The organism is Methylobacterium sp. NPDC080182, from assembly GCF_050281105.1.
Taxonomy (GTDB): Bacteria; Pseudomonadota; Alphaproteobacteria; order Rhizobiales; family Beijerinckiaceae; genus Methylobacterium.
On record NZ_JBNNWO010000009.1, the window covers coordinates 225,027 to 243,649 of the forward strand.

At 71.3% G+C, this 18,623-nt stretch carries 16 protein-coding genes; 11 read left to right on the forward strand and 5 right to left on the reverse strand.

Features of this window, described 5'->3' with window-relative positions; all coding sequences use genetic code 11:
• Positions 1-55: 55 nt before the first annotated feature.
• Positions 56-655, reverse strand: coding sequence for an ActR/PrrA/RegA family redox response regulator transcription factor (locus ACQKQD_RS17420; protein ID WP_012321283.1), 600 nt, complete (start codon positions 653-655; stop codon positions 56-58).
• Positions 656-701: 46 nt separating this feature from the next.
• On the reverse strand, positions 702-2,093 hold the full coding sequence (locus tag ACQKQD_RS17425) for an ActS/PrrB/RegB family redox-sensitive histidine kinase (RefSeq protein ID WP_020093985.1): 1,392 nt from the start codon (positions 2,091-2,093) through the stop codon (positions 702-704).
• Between the two features lie 282 nt (positions 2,094-2,375).
• On the opposite strand from ACQKQD_RS17425, the gene ACQKQD_RS17430 reads away from it, so the two are divergent.
• From ACQKQD_RS17430 to ACQKQD_RS17480, 11 genes are all read left to right on the forward strand, one after another.
• Positions 2,376-3,653, forward strand: coding sequence for a polyhydroxyalkanoate depolymerase (locus ACQKQD_RS17430; protein ID WP_020093984.1), 1,278 nt, complete (start codon positions 2,376-2,378; stop codon positions 3,651-3,653).
• A gap of 479 nt (positions 3,654-4,132) precedes the next feature.
• Positions 4,133-5,719 carry an ABC transporter substrate-binding protein gene (locus ACQKQD_RS17435; RefSeq protein ID WP_042674812.1) on the forward strand — a complete coding sequence of 529 codons (1,587 nt, stop codon included), beginning with the start codon at positions 4,133-4,135 and terminating at the stop codon, positions 5,717-5,719.
• A gap of 266 nt (positions 5,720-5,985) precedes the next feature.
• Positions 5,986-6,927 (forward strand): ABC transporter permease, encoded by a 942-nt coding sequence (locus ACQKQD_RS17440; protein WP_020093982.1) that lies wholly within the window; start codon positions 5,986-5,988, stop codon positions 6,925-6,927.
• Entirely contained in the window at positions 6,924-7,898 is a 975-nt protein-coding gene (locus ACQKQD_RS17445) for an ABC transporter permease (protein ID WP_427508991.1), read from the forward strand. The genes ACQKQD_RS17440 and ACQKQD_RS17445 overlap by 4 nt, the downstream gene beginning before the upstream one ends.
• A complete protein-coding gene (locus ACQKQD_RS17450; RefSeq protein ID WP_100252516.1) occupies positions 7,898-8,911 on the forward strand; it encodes an ABC transporter ATP-binding protein in 1,014 nt (337 codons plus the stop codon). The genes ACQKQD_RS17445 and ACQKQD_RS17450 overlap by 1 nt, the downstream gene beginning before the upstream one ends.
• A complete protein-coding gene (locus tag ACQKQD_RS17455; RefSeq protein ID WP_042674806.1) occupies positions 8,908-9,924 on the forward strand; it encodes an ABC transporter ATP-binding protein in 1,017 nt (338 codons plus the stop codon). The genes ACQKQD_RS17450 and ACQKQD_RS17455 overlap by 4 nt, the downstream gene beginning before the upstream one ends.
• Positions 9,925-10,056: 132 nt before the next feature.
• Positions 10,057-11,196, forward strand: coding sequence for an amidohydrolase/deacetylase family metallohydrolase (locus ACQKQD_RS17460; protein WP_427508992.1), 1,140 nt, complete (start codon positions 10,057-10,059; stop codon positions 11,194-11,196).
• A gap of 155 nt (positions 11,197-11,351) precedes the next feature.
• On the forward strand, positions 11,352-12,122 hold the full coding sequence (locus ACQKQD_RS17465; RefSeq protein ID WP_020093977.1) for an ABC transporter ATP-binding protein: 771 nt from the start codon (positions 11,352-11,354) through the stop codon (positions 12,120-12,122).
• Complete coding sequence (locus ACQKQD_RS17470; protein ID WP_427508993.1) at positions 12,115-13,047, forward strand: ABC transporter permease; 933 nt, start codon at positions 12,115-12,117, stop codon at positions 13,045-13,047. Before ACQKQD_RS17465 ends, ACQKQD_RS17470 begins: the two co-directional genes overlap by 8 nt.
• A gap of 177 nt (positions 13,048-13,224) precedes the next feature.
• Positions 13,225-14,313, forward strand: a complete 1,089-nt coding sequence (locus tag ACQKQD_RS17475; protein ID WP_427508994.1) for a YeiH family protein — start codon at positions 13,225-13,227, stop codon at positions 14,311-14,313.
• Between the two features lie 227 nt (positions 14,314-14,540).
• Entirely contained in the window at positions 14,541-14,993 is a 453-nt protein-coding gene (locus ACQKQD_RS17480; protein ID WP_026605051.1) for a MucR family transcriptional regulator, read from the forward strand.
• Here the strand turns inward: ACQKQD_RS17480 and ACQKQD_RS17485 are convergent.
• The 3 genes from ACQKQD_RS17485 to ACQKQD_RS17495 all read right to left on the reverse strand — a co-directional run bounded on the left by ACQKQD_RS17485 (position 14,966) and on the right by ACQKQD_RS17495 (position 18,529).
• Complete coding sequence (locus tag ACQKQD_RS17485) at positions 14,966-15,310, reverse strand: hypothetical protein (RefSeq protein WP_091681011.1); 345 nt, start codon at positions 15,308-15,310, stop codon at positions 14,966-14,968. The two genes, ACQKQD_RS17480 and ACQKQD_RS17485, sit on opposite strands and share 28 nt — an antisense overlap.
• Before the next feature lie 188 nt (positions 15,311-15,498).
• A complete protein-coding gene (locus ACQKQD_RS17490) occupies positions 15,499-17,103 on the reverse strand; it encodes an ABC transporter ATP-binding protein (protein ID WP_427508995.1) in 1,605 nt (534 codons plus the stop codon).
• Between the two features lie 4 nt (positions 17,104-17,107).
• Complete coding sequence (locus ACQKQD_RS17495; RefSeq protein WP_427508996.1) at positions 17,108-18,529, reverse strand: M20 family metallopeptidase; 1,422 nt, start codon at positions 18,527-18,529, stop codon at positions 17,108-17,110.
• Positions 18,530-18,623 lie beyond the last annotated feature (94 nt).

An 18,623-nucleotide genomic window follows, 5' to 3' on the forward strand; every position in this document is an offset into this window, starting at 1 on the left:
AGCCCACAGAGGCGGGGCGATGCAACCGACCGGACGGCGCCGGAGCGGTCCAGCCTCAGCGCGGCGCGCGCTTGGCCAGGATCCGCTGCAGGGTCCGCCGGTGCATGTTGAGGCGCCGGGCGGTCTCGCTGACGTTGCGGCTGCACAGCTCGTAGACGCGCTGGATGTGCTCCCAGCGGACCCGGTCGGCCGACATCGGGTTCTCGGGCGGGTCGGCCCGCTCGCCCGGCTGCGCCATCAGCGTGCCGTGGATCTCGTCGGCGTCGGCGGGCTTGGCGAGGTAGTCGAAGGCGCCGAGCTTCACCGCGGTGACCGCGGTGGCGATGTTGCCGTAGCCGGTGAGGATCACGCCGCGGGCCTCGGGCCGGCGCTCCTTGAGGCGGGCGATCACGTCGAGGCCATTGCCGTCGCCGAGGCGCATGTCGATCACCGCGAAGGCGGGCGCGCGCGCCTCGACGGCGGAGACGCCGTCCGCGACGCTGTCGGCCACCTGCACGTGGTAGCCGCGGCTCTCCATGGCGCGCGCGAGCCGGGTCTGGAAGGGCTTGTCGTCGTCGACGATCAGCAGGCTGCGGTCGGAGAAAGCGGCCAGCGGATCGGCATCGTTGATCACGGCGGGGTCGGTCGCCGCCGAGGTCCCGGGCTGCGTGAGCATCCGGTACTCCTTTCGGGTTTTCGTCGTCGGGTTCTTGGTCTGTCCCTCATATAGGTACGGCATCGCCCGGTGGCAGGGGGGCGCGGATACTGAGTTCCGGAGAATGTCGCGGCGCGGCGCCGCGCTCGAAGATGTGCCGGGCCCAGGAGACGCGCACGATCGCCCCGTGGGCGTCCGGCGCCGCGACGTTCATCAGGGCGAGCTGCGCTCCCGAGCGCTCGATCAGGGTCTTGGCGATGAACAGCCCGAGGCCGAGGCCGGCCCCCACGGTCCCACCGGATTGCGGCCGGTCGTGGCTGCGGGTGGTCACGTAGGGCTCGCCCGCCCGCAGCAGCACCTCGCTGGAGAAGCCCGGGCCGTCGTCGCGGATCTCGATCCAGACCCGGTCGGGCGTCCAGCGCCCCTCGACGGTGACGCCGGCCTCGGCGAAGTCGACGGCGTTGTCGAGGATGTTGGCGAGCCCGAACATGACGCCCGGGTTGCGCCGGCAGGCCGGCTCCGGCCCCTCGCCGGCGCTGGTGACGGCGAGGGCGGCGCCGAGTGCCCGCTGCGGCGCCACCAGCTCCTCCACGAGGTGGCTGAACGTCACCGTCTCCAGGAAGCCGGCCCCGGCCCCATCCCCATCGAGGGAGGTCAGCTTGCCGAGGATGCCGCGGCAGCGGTCGACCTGCTCGCGCAGCAGGTTGAGATCCTCCGCCACCGCCGGCGAGGCGGTGGGGCCGAGCTGGCGGATCAGCTCCTTGGTCACCACCATGATCGTGCCCAGCGGTGTGCCCAATTCGTGGGCAGCCGCGGCCGCGAGCCCGTCGAGCTGCGACAGGTGCTGCTCGCGGGCGAGCACCAGCTCGGTGGCGGCGAGCGCCTGGGCGAGGAGCCGGGTCTCCTCGGCGACCCGCCACGCGTAGACGCCCGTGAAGGCGGTGCCGAGCAGGATCGCGGTCCAGACGCCGGAGACGTACAGGAACGGCAGCTCGATCCGCCCGTCCGCGAACCAGGGCAGGGGCCGGTGCACCAGGGCGAGCAGCGTCGCGAGGCCCACCGCCAGGAGGCCCAGCGCCAGGGTCCGCTCGGGGGGCAGGGCGGTGGCGGAGATCAGCACGGGGGCGAGGAACAGCAGCGAGAACGGGTTCTGGAGCCCGCCCGTGAGGAACAGCAGGGCCGCGAGCTGCACGATGTCGAAGGCGAGGAGCAGGGCCGCGGAATCGTCGCTGAGCCGGTAGCTCGCCGGGAAGCGGATCCGCAGGGCGAGGTTCAGCCAGGACGAGGTGGCGATCACCAGGAAGCACCAGCCGAACGGCAGCGGCAGGCCGAGGCCGAACTGCGCCCCAACGACCGCCGCGCTCTGGCCCGTGATGGCGAGCCAGCGCAGGCGGACGAAGGTGTCGAGCCGCAGGTGTCGCGCGTCGCGACCGAGGCCGCTGAGATCGGTATCGGGCATGGGCTGTAACGGGCTGTATCGGTGCGTCGCCGGACGGACCCGCCGGCGCGGCGTCCCGTGGACTCCCTTCGCATGACGCGGCGATGGGAATCCCGGCTCACCGCCCCGGACACGTCGTCGCTGGCGGACGATCGCCCGCGGACGTGGTCACAGGCAAGTCGCCGCAGCTCCGGGATGTTCCGCCCGCGTTCAGGGTGGAGCATTATCCTACCGACTCGGGTTGCAGGGGGTATGGGCCGCGCGGCTCGATGCCCGCGGCCGGAGCGAGACCGCGAGGTGACGATGCTGCTGGCCTATTCCCTGTACGAGGGCGCGCGCGCCCTGATGGCGCCCGCCCGCGTCGCCGCCGACCTCACCCGCTACGGGCTGCAGATGCCGGGCAATCCCCTGGCCTACGGACCCTATGCCCGCGCGGTCAGCGCCGGCTGCGAGATGTTCGAGCGCGTCACCCGCCAGTACGGCAAGCCCGCCTTCGGCTTCACCGAGACGGTGGTGGACGGCGCGGCGGTCCCGGTCACCGAGCGGGTGGTCTGGGAGCGGCCGTTCTGCCGCCTGATCGCCTTCGACCGCGCGTTCCCGGCGGCCCCCGCGGAGCCGCAGCCCAAGCTGCTGATCGTCGCGCCGATGTCGGGGCACTACGCCACGCTGCTGCGCGGCACCGTCGAGGCGATGCTGCCGAACCATCGCGTGTTCATCACCGACTGGACCGACGCCCGGATGGTGCCGCTCTTCGCGGGCCAGTTCGATCTCGACGACTACATCGACTACCTGCAGGAGATGTTCGCGGTCCTGGGGCCGGACCTGCACGTCATGGCGGTGTGCCAGCCGGCGGTGCCGGTCTTCGCCGCGGTGGCGCTGATGGAGGCGGCCGACGAGCCGGCGGTGCCGACCTCCATGACCTTGATGGGCGGCCCGATCGACACCCGCCGCTCGCCCACCGCGGTGAACTGCCTCGCGCAGGAGCGTGGCCAGAAGTGGTTCGAGCAGAACACGATCAGCCTCGTGCCGCCGATCTACCCGGGCGCCTGGCGCCGGGTCTATCCGGGCTTCCTGCAGCTGTCGGGCTTCATGGCGATGAACCTCGACCGCCACGTCACCGCCCATTCGGATATGTTCGACCATCTGGTGACGGGCGACGGCGACTCGGCCGAGAAGCACCGCGAGTTCTACGACGAGTACCTCGCCGTGATGGACCTGACGGCCGAGTACTACCTCCAGACCGTGCAGACCGTGTTCGTCGACCACGCCCTGCCGACGGGACAGATGACGCACCGCGGCACGCCGGTCGATCTCGGCGCCATCCGCCGCTGCGCGATCCTGGCGGTCGAGGGCGAGAACGACGACATCTCCGGCGTCGGCCAGACCAAGGCGGCCCTCGACCTGACGCCGAACCTTCCGGAAGCGCGCAAGGCCTACCACCTCCAGGCCGGCGTCGGCCATTACGGGGTGTTCAACGGCTCGCGCTACCGGTCGGTGATCGCCCCCCGCATCGCGGCCTTCATCCGCGCCATGCAGGCGGTTCCGGGCGCGCGGGGCGGCCACCTGCGGCAGGTGGGCTGAGGCGTCCATTCCGGCGCCCGCCGCCCCGGCTGGCCCTCCTCCGCGGCGGGCTCGCGGACTCACACAGCGCAGGCCGAAGGGCGAGGGGATCTCCGGCCTCACGCTCGATCCCGAGCCGCGAAACGCTGTGCGATCCCGTTTCCGATCGATGAAGTCGGCACAGCCGTCATCGCGGCGCTCGCGATGACGGTGCGGGACATGTCGACCGAGATGCCGCGCGCTCCGCGATCATGAATACATAACGCAGTGACGGCCGGGCTGGCGCGGGCCTTGCGAGACGCGGCCCGTGAGTTCGAGCCGCACCGACACAGCCCCTCTCCATGCCGCCGTCGCCCCGAGGCCGGCGGCGATGCGGACGCGCGCCCGGACGTCGTTGTCACCACGGGCCATTGCGCCCGCGCATCAGAACCGTTCAAACTCGCCCGCAAGGTGCGGGCCGGCGACCGATGCTTGAGATCCGCACCGCCAGGGAGAAGACGATGGACCGCAGGACCTTTCTCAAGGGTTCGGCTGCGCTCGGTTTGGCTGCGCCGCAGCTCGCGCGGCCGGCCCTGGCGCAGGGGGGCAAGGTCCTGCGCTTCGTGCCGCAGGCGAACCTCGCGAATTTCGACCCGATCTGGGGGACCCAGTACGTGGTGCGCAACGCCGGCACCCTCGTCTGGGACATGCTCTACGGCGTCGACGCGCAGCTGAAGCCACAGCGCCAGATGGTCGAGTCCGAGGAGGTCTCGGGCGACAAGCTCACCTGGACCTTCCGGCTGCGCCCCGGCCTGAAGTGGCACGACGGCGAGCCGGTTCTCGCCAAGGACGTGGTGGCGAGCCTCACCCGCTGGATGGCCCGGGACCCGATCGGCCTGATGATCCGCGGCATCCAGGACGACCTCGCGGCGACCGACGACAGGACCTTCCAGTGGCGCCTGAAGAAGCCGTTCCCGAAGCTGCTCTACGCGCTCGGCAAGACCAACGCGCCGATGGCGCTAATGATGCCGGAGCGGATCGCCAAGACCGACCCGTTCACGCAGATCTCCGAGTATGTCGGCTCGGGCCCAATGAAGTTCGTCCGCAACGAGTGGGTGCCGGGCGCCCGGGCGGTGTTCGAGACCTTCACCGACTACAAGCCCCGCGACGAGCCGAATTCCTGGCTCGCGGGCGGCAAGCGCATGCTGGTCGACCGGGTCGAGTGGGTGATCATGCCGGACGCCGCCACCGCGTCGGCGGCCCTGCAGAACGGCGAGGTCGACTGGTGGGAGAACCCGATCTCCGACCTCGTGCCGCTGCTGCGCAAGAACAGCAACCTCAACGTCGACATCGCCGATCCGCTCGGCAATGTCGGGTCGTTCCGGATGAACCACCTGCACCCGCCCTTCGACAACCCGAAGATCCGCCAGGCGGTCATGACCGCGATGAGCCAGGAGGATTACATGCGGGCGATCGTCGGCGACGACGACAGCCTGTGGAAGACGCTGCCGGGCTTCTTCACGCCGGGCACACCCCTCTACAGCGAGGCGGGCGGCGGCAATGTCGGCAAGGGCGACATCAAGCTCGGCCAGAAGCTGCTCAAGGAAGCCGGCTACAAGGGCGAGCCGGTGGTCTGCATCGTGGCGCAGGACCAGGGGATCACCAAGGCGCAGGGCGACATCACCGCCGACCTCCTGAAGAAGATGGGCTTCAACGTCGATTTCGTCGCGACCGACTGGGGCACCACCGGCACCCGCCGGGCCTCCAAGGCGCCGCCGTCCCAGGGCGGCTGGAACATGTTCCACACCTGGCACGCGGGCGCCGACTGCATCAACCCGGCGGGCTACCCGGCGGTGCGGGCGAGTGGCGACAAGGCGTGGTTCGGCTGGCCGAACATCCCGCCGGTGGAGACCGCCATCGCCGAGTGGTTCGACGCCGCCGACCCGGCCGCCGAGAAGGCCGCCATCGACAAGGTCAACGCCGCCGCCTGCGAGGGCGTGGTCTACGTGCCCACCGGGTTCTTCCTCGGCTACCAGGCGTGGCGCAAGAACGTCTCGGGCATCGTGAAGGGGCCGATCCCCTTCACCTGGGGCGTGTCGAAGGCGTGATGGCGCCCGCTCTCGCCACGTCGGGTTGCCCGACCCGCCCGGTCTCTCGGGCGGGCTCCCGGCTTCGGATACCGCGCTCGGCAACGCGGTCGCGGGACCGGGCGCGGGTCCCTTCTCCTGTCTCTCTCCCGCACGGGAGAGGGGGCGCGTCGCGCTCCGCCGCCGGCGTTCGCGCCCGACCCGGACGCGTGAAGGTCGGCACCCGCGAGGGGGGCAGGGGCGGCCGCACCCGCCGCGCCCTCCCGCCCACAGCCTAGCGAGGCCCCATGCTCGGCTATATCGGCAGGCGCATCCTCGCCACCATCCCGGTCATGGCGGTGGTCGGGCTGTTCGTCTTCAGCCTCCTCTACTTCGCCCCGGGCGACCCGGCGGCGATCATCGCGGGCGACCAGGCGACGCCCGACGACGTCGCCCGCATCCGCGCCACGCTCGGCCTCGACCGGCCGTTCCTGGTGCGGTTCTGGGAATGGTCCTGGCAGATCCTCCACGGGGATCTCGGCACCTCGATCTTCACCAACCTGCCGGTCACCACCATGATCGGCCAGCGGGTGCAGCCCACCGTCTCGCTGATGCTCGTCACCCTGGTCTTCGCCATCGTGGTGGCGGTGCCGCTGGGCGTCGTCGCCGCCTGGAAGGCCGGCAGCCTGATCGACCGCCTCGTGATGGGGCTCGCCGTGACGGGCTTCTCGGTGCCGGTCTTCGTGGTCGGCTACATCCTGGCCTACGTCTTCGCCCTCGAGCTCGGCTGGCTGCCCGTGCAGGGCTACACGCCGATCGAGCAGGGCGTGTGGCCCTGGCTGTCCAACCTGATCCTGCCGGCGGTGACGCTCGGCCTCGTCTACATCGCGCTGATCGCCCGGGTGACCCGCGCGACCATGCTCGACGTGCTCCAGCAGGATTACGTGCGCACGGCCCGGGCCAAGGGGCTGTCGCAGGGGCCGGTCCTGTTCGTCCACGCCCTCAAGAACGCCGCGGTGCCGATCGTCACCGTGATCGGCATCGGCATCGCGTTGCTGATCGGCGGTGCGGTGGTGACCGAGACGGTCTTCGCGATCCCCGGCCTCGGGCGCCTCACCGTCGACGCGATCCTGCGGCGCGACTACCCGGTCATCCAGGGCGTCGTGCTGCTGTTCAGCTTCGTCTACGTGCTCGTGAACCTCGCCATCGACCTCTTCTACACCGTGCTCGACCCGAGGATCCGCTATTGACCGCGACCGTCGCGCCCTTCCCCAGCAGCGCCCCGCAGACGGGCGCCCCGCCCGAGGGGATCACCCCCAAGGCGCCCCCGCCGCCGGGCCTCGCCGTCGCGGCGCCGCTGCCCGACGTCATCCCGGCCCGCAAGCGCCGGGGCCGGGTCTGGACCTATGTACGCCGCAACCCGACCATCGTGGTCGGCGGCGTGCTGCTCCTCATCGTCTTCCTGATGGCGGTGCTGGCCCCCTATCTCGGCACCGTCGACCCGACCGCCCTGGCGCCCGCCAAGCGCACCCGGGCCCCGTCGGCGCAGTACTGGTTCGGCACCGACATGCTCGGCCGCGACGTCTATTCGCGGGTGGTCTACGGCGCCCGGGTCTCGCTGCTGGTCGGCTTCTCGGTGGCGTTCCTCGCCTCGGTCGCCGGGCTCGCGGTCGGCCTCGTCTCCGGTATGGTGCGCTGGCTCGACGGGATCGTCATGCGGGTCGTCGACGGCATGATGTCGATCCCGCCGATCCTGCTCGCGGTCGCGCTGATGGCGCTCACCCGCGGCTCGGTCCAGAACGTGATCATCGCGATCACCATCGCGGAGATCCCGCGCGTCGCCCGCCTCGTGCGCGGCGTGGTGCTGTCGCTGCGCGAGCAGCCCTACGTCGAGGCGGCGGTCACCACCGGCACCCGGATGCCGGCGATCATCTGGCGCCACATCCTGCCCAACACGCTGGCGCCCATGACCGTGCAGGCGACCTACATCTGCGCCTCCGCGATGATCACCGAGGCGATCCTGTCGTTCATCGGCGCGGGCGTGCCGCCCTCGACGCCCTCCTGGGGCAACATCATGGCCGAGGGCCGGGCCCTCTGGCAGGTGAAGTTCTACATCATCCTGTTCCCGGCCATCTTCCTCTCGATGACGGTGCTCGCCGTGAACCTCGTCGGCGACGGCCTGCGCGACGCCCTCGACCCCCGCATGGCGAAAGACGTCTGATGAGGACCGGCAGCATGAGCGGCACCCCCCTCCTGTCGATCGAGAACCTGCAGGTCCATTTCCGCACCCCCGACGGGGTGAACCGGGCGGTGGACGGGGTCTCGTTCGCGATCCAGTCGGGCGAGACCCTGGCGATCGTGGGCGAGTCCGGCTGCGGCAAGTCGGTGACCTCGATGTCGATCCTGCGGCTCCTGCCCGAGCCGCCGGCCCGCATCGCCGGCGCCATCAAGTTCGAGGGCAGGAACCTCCTCGACCTGCCGAACAGCGCCATGCGCAAGATCCGCGGCAACGACATCAGCGTGATCTTCCAGGAGCCGATGACCTCGCTGAACCCGGTGCTGACGGTCGGCCGCCAGATCGGCGAGACCCTGCGGCTGCACCAGGGGCTCGGCCGCCGGGAGGCCGAGGAGCGGGCCGTGGAGATGCTGACGCTGGTCGGCATCCCCGAGCCGCGGCGCCGGGTGCGGGAATACCCGCACCAGCTCTCCGGCGGCATGCGCCAGCGGGTAATGATCGCCATCGCGCTCGCCTGCTCGCCGAAGCTCCTGATCGCCGACGAGCCGACCACGGCGCTGGACGTGACCATCCAGGCCCAGATCCTCGACCTGATGCGCGACCTGAAGGCCCGGGTCGGGGCCGCGATCATGCTGATCACCCACGATCTCGGCGTGGTGGCCGAGGTCGCCGACCGGGTGGTGGTGATGTATGCCGGCCGCAAGGTCGAGGAGGCGCCGGTCCGCGAGCTGTTCCGGTCGCCGCGCCACCCCTACACCCGCGGCCTGATGGGGGCGGTGCCGAAGCTCGGCGCCGTCGAGCACGGCGCCGACGCGCGGCTCGCCGAGATCCCCGGCATGGTCCCGAGCCTGAAGGGCCGGATCGAGGGCTGCGTCTTCGCCGGGCGCTGCCCGGACGTCACCGACCTGTGCCGCGCCTACGCGCCGGCCCTGGAGCCGAAGGCGCCGGGCCACCTCGCCGCCTGCCACTACGCGCCGAAGGACGCCCTCGCGGCATGAGCGCCACGCCCGCACCCGCCGCCCGCACCCTGCTGGAGGTCAACGACCTCAAGAAGCACTTCGCCCTCGGCGGCGGCCTGTTCGGCCAGTCCAAGCGCGTGCTCAAGGCGGTGGACGGCCTGTCCTTCACGGTGGCCCGGGGCGAGACCCTCTCGCTCGTCGGCGAGTCCGGCTGCGGCAAGTCCACCGTCGCCAAGGCGCTGATGCGCCTCTATGCGCCCACCGCCGGCCAGGTGGTGCTCGACGGGCGCCGCATCGACGACCTCTCGGCCGGGGCGCTCCGGCCCCTGCGGCGCCACATCCAGATGGTGTTCCAGGACCCGTTCTCGTCGCTCAACCCGCGGATGCGGGTGCGGGCGATCCTGGCCGAGCCGATCCGCAATTTCGGCCTCGCCCGGAACAGCGCCGACCTGGAGAGCCGGCTGGCCAGCCTGATGGAGCGGGTCGGCCTGCCGCGCGAGGCGCTGGGGCGCTTCCCGCACGAGTTCTCCGGCGGGCAGCGCCAGCGCATCGGCATCGCCCGGGCGCTCGCCGCCGAGCCGGACCTGATCATCTGCGACGAGGCGGTCTCGGCCCTCGACGTCTCGGTGAAGGCGCAGATCGTCAACCTGCTGCGCGACCTGCAGCGCGAGCTCGACCTCGCGATGCTGTTCATCTCGCACGACCTCGCCATCGTCGAGCACATGACCCACCGCGTCGCGGTGATGTATCTCGGCAAGATCGTCGAGATCGGCCCCCGCCGGGATCTCTTCCTGGCGCCCAAGCACCCCTACACGCAGGCGCTGCTCTCGGCGGTGCCGATCCCCGAGCCCGGGGCCGGGCGCACCCGCATCGTGCTCAAGGGCGACGTGCCGAGCCCGATCAACCCGCCCTCCGGCTGCCGCTTCCACACCCGCTGCCCGCACGCCTTCGACCGCTGCCGGACCGAGGTGCCGGGCCTCGACGCGGTGGGCGCCGGCCATCTCGCCGCCTGCCACCTCAACGACACGGCCGTGCCCGCCCGGGCGGCCTGACCATCCGTCTTTGCGAGCGCGGCGAAGCAACCCAGTGTCGCGCGCGATCTCCGAGCGTGGCGGATCTCTGGGTCGCTTCGCTGCGCTCGCGATGACGGTTGAGCCTTTCGCGAACCACATCCGGAGACAACCGTGCAGCACGACCTCATCCTGAAGGGCGCCCGGGTCATCGACCCGTCGCAGAACCACGACGGGATCTGCGACGTCGCCTTCGCGGACGGCCGCGTCTCGGGCTTCGGCCGCGACCTGCCGGCGGGCCCCGGCACGCAGGTGCGCGACATGGAAGGCGCGATCGTCACGCCGGGCCTGATCGACCTGCACACCCACGTCTACTGGGGCGGCACCTCGCTCGGCATCGACGCCGACGAGTTCTGCCGGACCTCGGGGGTGACAACCTCGGTCGATACCGGCAGCGCCGGGCCGGGCAACTTCGCGGGCTTCCGCAGCCACGTGATCGAGCGGTCGCAGGCGCGGATCCTCGCATACCTGCACGTCTCCTTCGCGGGGATCTTCGGCTTCTCGAAGACCATCATGGTCGGCGAGAGCGAGGACCCGCGGCTCATGGCGCCCCGGGAGGCGGTCGAGGTCGCCGACGCCAACCGGGACGTGATCGTCGGCATCAAGGTCCGGGTCGGGCGCCACGCCTCGGGCGACCAGGGCACCGCGCCGCTCGACATCGCCCTGCAGGTCGCCGAGGAGACCGGCCTGCCGCTGATGGCCCATATCGACGAGCCGCCGCCGAGCTACGAGGAGGTGCTGGCCATGCTGCGGCCCGGCGACGTGCTGACCCACGCGTTCCGGCCCTTCCCGAACTCGCCCATCACGGCCCAGGGCGCCGTGAAGCCGGCGCTCCGCGAGGCGCGGGCGCGGGGCGTGATCTTCGACATCGGCCACGGCAAGGGCTCGTTCGCCTTCAGGACGGCGCGGGCCATGCTGGCGGGCGGCTTCCTGCCCGACACGATCTCGTCGGACGTGCACCAGCTCTGCATCGAGGGGCCGGCCTTCGACCAGGTCACCACCATGTCGAAGATGCTCTGCCTCGGCATGAGCCTCACCGAGGTCGTCGCCGCCTCCACGGTGAACGCCGCCGTGGCGCTGAAGCGGATGGAGTACGGGACCCTGAAGGTCGGAGCGCTCGGCGACGCCACGGTGCTGGCGGTGCGGGACGGCGCGTTCGACTACGTCGACACCCGGGGCGAGCACATGACGGGCGACCGGCGGATCACCGCCGAGGGCGTGGTGCTGAAGGGCCGGTGGTGGCACCCGGCCTGACCCGTCGGGCCTGACGATCGGGACGAAGATCCCATCGCATACAAAATATCGACCTTTACAGCCTCTTCCGCGGGCCGATACACTTTCCCGTGAGGGGCGGACCATCTCCGGCCCTCAGCGAAACGCGGTTCAAACCGCGGCGCCAGGGAGGATGGATGGACACGGGTCAGCCTCTGCTGGAGGTCGACGGCGTCACGCTCCGCTACAAGACGCCCGAGCACCTCGTCACGGCCACCTACCGGGTGAGCTTCCGGGTCTGGCCCGGGGACCGCTTCGTCCTGCTCGGGCCGTCCGGATGCGGGAAGTCGACCCTGCTCAAGGCGGTGGGCGGCTACATGGCGCCGACCGAGGGCGAGATCCGCCTGAAGGGGCGCCCGGTCACCGAGCCCGGCCCCGACCGGATGATGGTGTTCCAGGAATTCGACCAGCTCCTGCCGTGGAAGACGGTCCGGCAGAACGTGGTCTTCGCCCTCGAGGCCTCGGGCCGGCTGAGAGGCCGCGAGGCCCTGGACCGGGCCAACCTCTACATCGACAAGGTCAACCTCACGAAATTCGCCGACAGCTACCCCCACACCCTGTCGGGCGGCATGAAGCAGCGCGTCGCCATCGCCCGCGGCATGGCGATGGAGCCCGACATCCTGCTGATGGACGAGCCCTTCGCGGCGCTCGACGCGCTGACCCGGCGGCGCATGCAGGACGAGCTGCTGGCCCTGTGGGAGGGCACGCGCTTCACCGTGCTGTTCGTCACCCACTCGATCCCCGAGGCGATCAAGGTCGGCTCGCGCATCCTGCTGCTCTCGCCCCATCCCGGCGAGGTGAAGGCCGAGCTCAACAGCGCCGCGTCGCCGGAGGCGGCGCTGCAGCTCGAGGGCCGGATCCAGCACATGCTGTTCTCGGAAGAGATCCAGGAGGCGGAGAATGTCTAGCGCGCAAGCCCTGAGCGGCGCCCCGCTGGCCGGGACGGGCCCGGCGCCGCGCCTCGCGGCCCTGCCGCCGTCCGGCCGGCCCGAGATCGTGCGCGAGACCGGCCACGCCCACGGCGCCACCGTGGTGGAGAAGCCGCTGTCGGTCGCCGAGCGGCTCTACAACCAGGCGTGGCTGCGCAAGGTCGTGATCCTCGTGCTCCTCGCCGGGATCTGGGAGGCTTACGGGCGCTACCTCGACAACGACCTCCTGTTCCCGACCTTCACGGCGACCGTGGAGGCCTTCTTCCGGGGCATCGCGGACGGCACGCTGCCGGCCCGGGCCTGGAGCTCGCTGAAGGTACTGCTCATGGGCTACGCCGCCGGCGTCGCCCTGGCGACCGTGCTCACCGGCGTCGCCATCGCGTCGCGGATCGGGACCGACCTGCTCGAGACGCTGACGTCGATGTTCAACCCGCTGCCGGCGATCGCGCTCCTGCCCCTGGCGCTGATCTGGTTCGGCCTGGGCAACGGCAGCCTGATCTTCGTGCTGGTCCACTCGGTGACCTGGGCGATCGCCCTCAACACCCATTCGGGCTTCCTGTCGGTCAGCCGCACGCTCAAGATGGTCGGGCGCAATTACGGACTGTCGGGCCCGCGGCTGATCGGCAAGATCCTGATCCCGGCGGCCTTTCCGTCGATCCTCACCGGCCTGAAGGTCGGCTGGGCCTTCGCGTGGCGCACCCTGATCGCCGCCGAGCTGGTCTTCGGGGTGTCGTCCGGGGCGGGCGGCCTCGGCTGGTTCATCTTCGAGAACAAGAACATGCTCGACATCCCGAACGTGTTCGCCGGGCTGCTCACCGTGATCCTGATCGGTCTCGTGGTCGAGAACCTGATCTTCCAGACGATCGAGCGGCGCACCGTCCAGCGCTGGGGCATGCAGGCCTGAGCGGGGGCGGGCCGGGCGGAGCGCTCCGGCCGCGCTCCGCCCGAGGCCGGCCCCGATCTCTGCGGAGACGTGTCTTCTCGCATGTTGCTCGAATAGAGATCGAACTTCTCTGTTGCGACGGTGCGGCGAACGTTTTCTTCCTATAGGCTCCGCTTACGACCCCCGGAGCCCGTTCCCGTGAGCCCTGACGCCCCATCCAAGACGGCCCCGACGCCGGCCCGCCCCGAACGGGGTGGCCGGTCGGACACGGCCGCCTCGGTCCTGCCCGGCATCGGCCTGTGCGCGGTGATCACCGCGGTGGCGATGGCCGCGCAGGCGGTAGAGGAGCGGGTCGCCGGTCACCCCTACATCGAGGCCCTGGTCCTGGCGATCCTGATCGGCATCGCGGTGCGGACCGCCTGGACGCCCCCGGCGCAGTTCCGCACCGGCATCGCCTTCTCGGCCAAGCAGCTCCTCGAAGTCGCCGTGGTGCTGCTCGGCGCCTCCCTGAGCCTCGCGGCGATCCTCGCCTCCGGCCCGGCGCTGCTGGCCGGCATCGTCGGGACCGTGGTGCTCGGCATCGCCGCCAGCGTGGCGATCTGCCGGGCGCTCGGGCTGCCGGCCCGGATGGCGATCCTGGTGGCCTGCGGCAACGCCATCTGCGGCAACTCGGCCATCGCGGCGGTCGCGCCCGTGATCGGCGCGGAGGCGAAGGACATCGCCGCCGCCATCGCGTTCACCGCCGTCCTCGGCGTGCTGATGGTGCTCGGGCTGCCGCTGTTCGTGCCCCTCGCGGGCATGACCGACAACCAGTACGGGGTGCTGGCGGGGCTCACCGTCTACGCGGTGCCGCAGGTCCTGGCCGCGACCGTCCCGGTGAGCCTGCTGTCGACCCAGGTCGGCACCCTGGTCAAGCTGGTGCGGGTGCTGATGCTCGGCCCGGTCGTGGTGGTGTTCTCGCTGATCGCCCCGCGTCTGCCGCAGGCGGCGGGGGCGCCGCCGCCGCCGTCCCGTCCGGGCTTCACCAAGCTGGTGCCCTGGTTCATCCTCGGCTTCCTGGCGCTGGCCACCCTGCGCTCCCTGGGCCTCGTCCCGGACCCGGCGGTGAAGCCGCTGACCCAGCTCGCCGGCGTGCTCACGGTCCTGTCCATGGCCGCCCTCGGCCTCGGGGTCGACGTCCGGGTCCTGGCCCGGGTCGGCGGCCGGGTCACCCTCGCGGTCACCGCCTCCCTGGCGGTCCTGATCGCCCTCAGCCTGACGCTGATCCGCGCCCTCGGGATCGGGTGACGCCGCGCGCGGTCTTTCCCGCCGCGCGGGCTCCCGACCCGTGTAACAGGCATTCCATCGGCACCTTTGTGCAGGTGACCGGAGCCTTTCGCGCCGGCGATCCGGCCCATCCGAACCGAAAAGCGCTTCGGGTGATCATCCCTCAGTCAAGACCGTCTTGACACATACGCGGTTTTTGCTTTGGAACCGCAGGCATCGTCGTCGAAAGCTTCGTGTGGACTCGCGCAGTGCCTGAAAAGAATCCCGAGAACAGCCTCAGGTTGGTCACGCTGGTGGGCGAGATCGTCGCCGCCTACGTCTCGAACAATTCCGTTCCGCCGACGGCCCTGCCCGAGCTGATGGCGAGCGTGCACGCGGCCCTGGCATCCCTCGACGGGCAGGCGCCGGCGGCCGCGGTCGAGCCGGCCGTGGAGCGGCCGACGCCGGCCCAGATCCGCAAGTCGGTCCAGGAGGACGGGATCGTCAGCTTCATCGACGGCCGGACTTACAAGACCCTGAAGCGCCACCTCACCGCCCACGGCCTGACGCCGGAGCGGTACCGCGAGCGCTACGGTCTGCCGGACGATTACCCGATGACGGCGCCGGGCTACGCCGCGCAGCGCTCCGCGCTGGCGAAGGCGATCGGCCTCGGCGTGCCCGGCGGGCGCGTCGATCAGCGCAGGACGGGCACCGGCGGCTGATCGGCGGCGCGGCGCGGGGCCGCGCGCGGCGCGGTCTCGCTCCGCCGCCCCAGGAACGGCAGCACCTGCGCGGGGGCCGGCTCGGATCGGCCGGGCTCGGCGCGGCCCGGGCGGCCGAACGTGTCGGCCCAGCTCAGTTTGATCACCCGGTTGTCCGCGGCCGCGGGCTCCTCCGCGGGGCGCGGCGCCTTGCGGTTCGCGGCGCCGATCCAGCGCACGATCCGGTGCTCGCGCCCGCGGCGGAGCACCGGCGGCAGATTCGTCTCGCTGCGCTTGCGGTTCGGCCTGATGTCGTCGGTCTTGTCTGAGATCGACACGCTCGATAACCCTGTCCCCGTGCGAGGTGCGGGCGGGGACGGATAGCGGGTGCAGCCGTGGATCCGCCGGGGTGCTCCACCCTCGACAACGGCGCTATCCTACTGAACTTGCAGGATCCGGACAGGGCGGTCCCGTCCAAAAAACTTGTCTCTGCGTCCCAGATTGGCCCGTCCGGGGCCGGAACGGCTCAGGAGGCGCGCGCGCCCGGCACCGCGGCGAGCAGGGTGCGGGTGTAGGCGTGCTCCGGCGCGGCGAACAGGTCCGCGGTGCCCCGCATCTCCACGATGGCGCCGCGGTGCATCACGGCGATCCGGTCGCAGATCGTGGCGGCCACCCGCAGATCGTGGGTGATGAACAGCATCGCCAGCGACAATCTCTGCTTCAGGTCCTCCAGCAGGTCCAGCACCTGCCGCTGGACCGAGACGTCCAGCGCCGAGACCGCCTCGTCGGCCACCAGCACGTCCGGCTCCATCGCGAGCGCTCGGGCGATGCCGATGCGCTGGCGCTGCCCGCCCGAGAAGGCGTTGGGGTAGCGGGCGGCGGCCTTCGGATCGAGACCGACGAGGTCGAGGAGGCTGCGCGCCCGCTCCCGGGCCTCGGCGGCCGGGACCCCGTGGGCGATCGGGCCCGCCGTGATGATCTGCTCCACGGTGCGCCGCGGGTTCAGCGACGCGAACGGGTCCTGGAAGATCATCTGGATCCGGCTGCGCTTGTCGCGCAGGTCGCCGCTCTTGAGCGCCGTGTAGTCGAGTTCGCCCAGCCGGACCGTGCCGCCGTCGGGCTCGATCAGCCGGATCGCGAGCCGCGCCGTGGTCGACTTGCCGGAGCCGGATTCGCCGACGATCCCCAGGGTCTCGCCGCGGCGGACGTCGAACGAGACCTCCTTGACGGCCGCGACGACCCGCGGCTTGCCGAACAGGCCGGAGCGCCCGGAATAGGTCTTGGACAACCGGTTCACGGAGAGCGCGACCGGGGCCGCCTCCAGGGGCGGGCGCGGCGGCGGCGTCAGGCTCGGGACGGCGGCGAGCAGCGCCCTGGTGTAGGGCGCCTGCGGATTGCGCAGCACGGCCTCGGCGGTGCCGGATTCGACCAGCCGTCCGCGCTGGAGCACCGCCACGTGGTCGGCGATCTCCGCCACCACGCCGAAATCGTGGGTGATGAACAGGACGCTCATCCCGCGCTTCCGCTGCAGGTCGCGGATCAGCCGGAGGATCTGGGCCTGGGTGGTGACGTCCAGCGCCGTGGTCGGCTCGTCGGCGACCAGCACCGAGGGCTCCAGCGCCAGCGCCATGGCGATCATCGCCCGCTGCCGCTGGCCGCCGGAGAGCTGATGCGGGTAGGCCCGCACCGCCTCCTCGGGGTTGGGAAGCCCGACCTCGGTGGCGAGCGCCACTGCCCGGGCCCAGCGCTCGCTGCGGGTGAGCAGGTTGTGCGCCTCGAACATCTCGGCGATCTGGTCGCCGATCCGCATCACCGGGTTCAGCGCCGTCATCGGCTCTTGGAACACCATGGCGATGCGGCGCCCGCGCAAGCTGCGCCACGCGGGCTCGTCGAGGGTCAGGAGATCCCGCCCCTCGAACAGGATCGTGCCGGCCGTCGGCTTCAGGGCCCGGGGCAGGAGGCCGGTCAGCGCGTAGGCGCTCATCGACTTGCCCGAGCCCGATTCCCCGACCACACAGAGGATCTTTCCGGCTTCCAGGTCGAGGTTCAGGCCCTCGACCGCGTGCGGGCGATCGGCGCCCTTGGGGAGCGCGATCGTCAGATCGCGGATGCGGACGACCGGCTCGCTCATCGTGTCAGGCCCTCGCTGTGCGGCGGCGGAGGATGTCGGGTCCGGCCTCGGCCAGATCCCAGAACAGGCCGGCCATGATCGCCAGGCCCTCGCGGGTGCCGGAGGCGAGCATGTGCTCGTCGGGCCCGTGCTGGCGGCAGGCCGGGTAGGAATGCGGCACCCAGAGGGTCGGCAGGCCGAGGATCTCCGAGAAGGCGTCGTTCGGCAGCGAGCCGCCGAGATTGGGCAGCAGCGCCGGCCTTTTTCCGCTGCTCGCCTCGATCGACTGGAGCGCCCACTCGACCCAGGGATCCTCCACGGGCAGCCGCGTCGCCTGGAAGACTTCCGCGGCGCGGGCCGGCCGGACCTCGATCATCGGGAAGCCGTGCGCGTCGAGATGGGCGCGCACGTTCCGGATCAGGTTCTGCCAGTCAGTGCCGACCACGAAGCGCAGCTGCAGGGTCGCCTTGGCGTGGGGCGGCACGGCGTTGAGCGGCCCGTCCGGGTCGCCGGTCTTGAAGGCCAGCACCTCCAGCGTGTTCCAGGCGAAGACCCGCTCGGCCGGGGTGAGGCCCGGCTCGCCCCAGTCGGTGTCGATCGTGGGCGCGGTCGGATCCTCGCCGACCCGGATGTCGGCGAGCGCCGCGCGCACGCCCTCGGGGATCGGCGGCGGCCGCAGGGCCTCGACCAGGATGGCGCCCCTTGCGTCGACCATCGAGGCGATCGCCGAGGCCAGCACGGTGCCGGGGTTGCGCAGCAGCCCGCCCCAGTTGCCGGAATGGTGCGGGCTTTCCCGCAGGTTCAGGCTCAGCTCGAAATTGTAGGCGCCGCGGGAGCCGAGGAAGAGGGTCGGGCGCTCGCCGTTGAGGCGGGGGCCGTCCGAGGCGATCAGCACGTCGGACCGGAGGGCCTCGGCTTGCTCGCGGCAGAACGGCCGCAGGCCCGGGGAGCCCGATTCCTCGCCCATCTCGATCAGCAGCTTCACGTTGAAGCCGAGACGGCCCTCGCGGGCCGCGATCACCTGCTCCAGGGCGGCGAGGTTGAGGACGTGCTGGCCCTTGTTGTCGGCGGTGCCGCGCCCGTACCAGCGGTCGCCCTCGACCACGATCTCCCAGGGGCCCAGGCCCTCGCGCCACTGCTCGGGATAGCCCCGCACCGTGTCGCCGTGGCCGTAGATCAGCACGGTCGGCAGGTCCGCGCCCTCGCGCCGCTCGGCGATCAGGAACGGGCCGTGCACCCCGTCGGGGTTGGGGAAGATCTTCGGGGTCTCGAAGCCGAGGCGGGCGACCAGCGGCGCGATGAAGGCGTCGAGATAGGCGCGGAGCGCCGCCTCCTGGCCGGGGGCCTGGCTCTCGGTCGGCATCGCCACCGCCTCCCGCAAGAGGGCGAGGAACGCGCCCGAATCGAAGCTGTCAGTGGCGCGCGCGATGGCGGCGTCTCGCGTCATGGTGTGATCTCAGGCGAAGGAAAGGGGTGTCATTTGTTCGCGCGGGCGGCCCCACCCGTCATTGCGAGCGTAGCGAAGCAACCCAGGGAAGCGG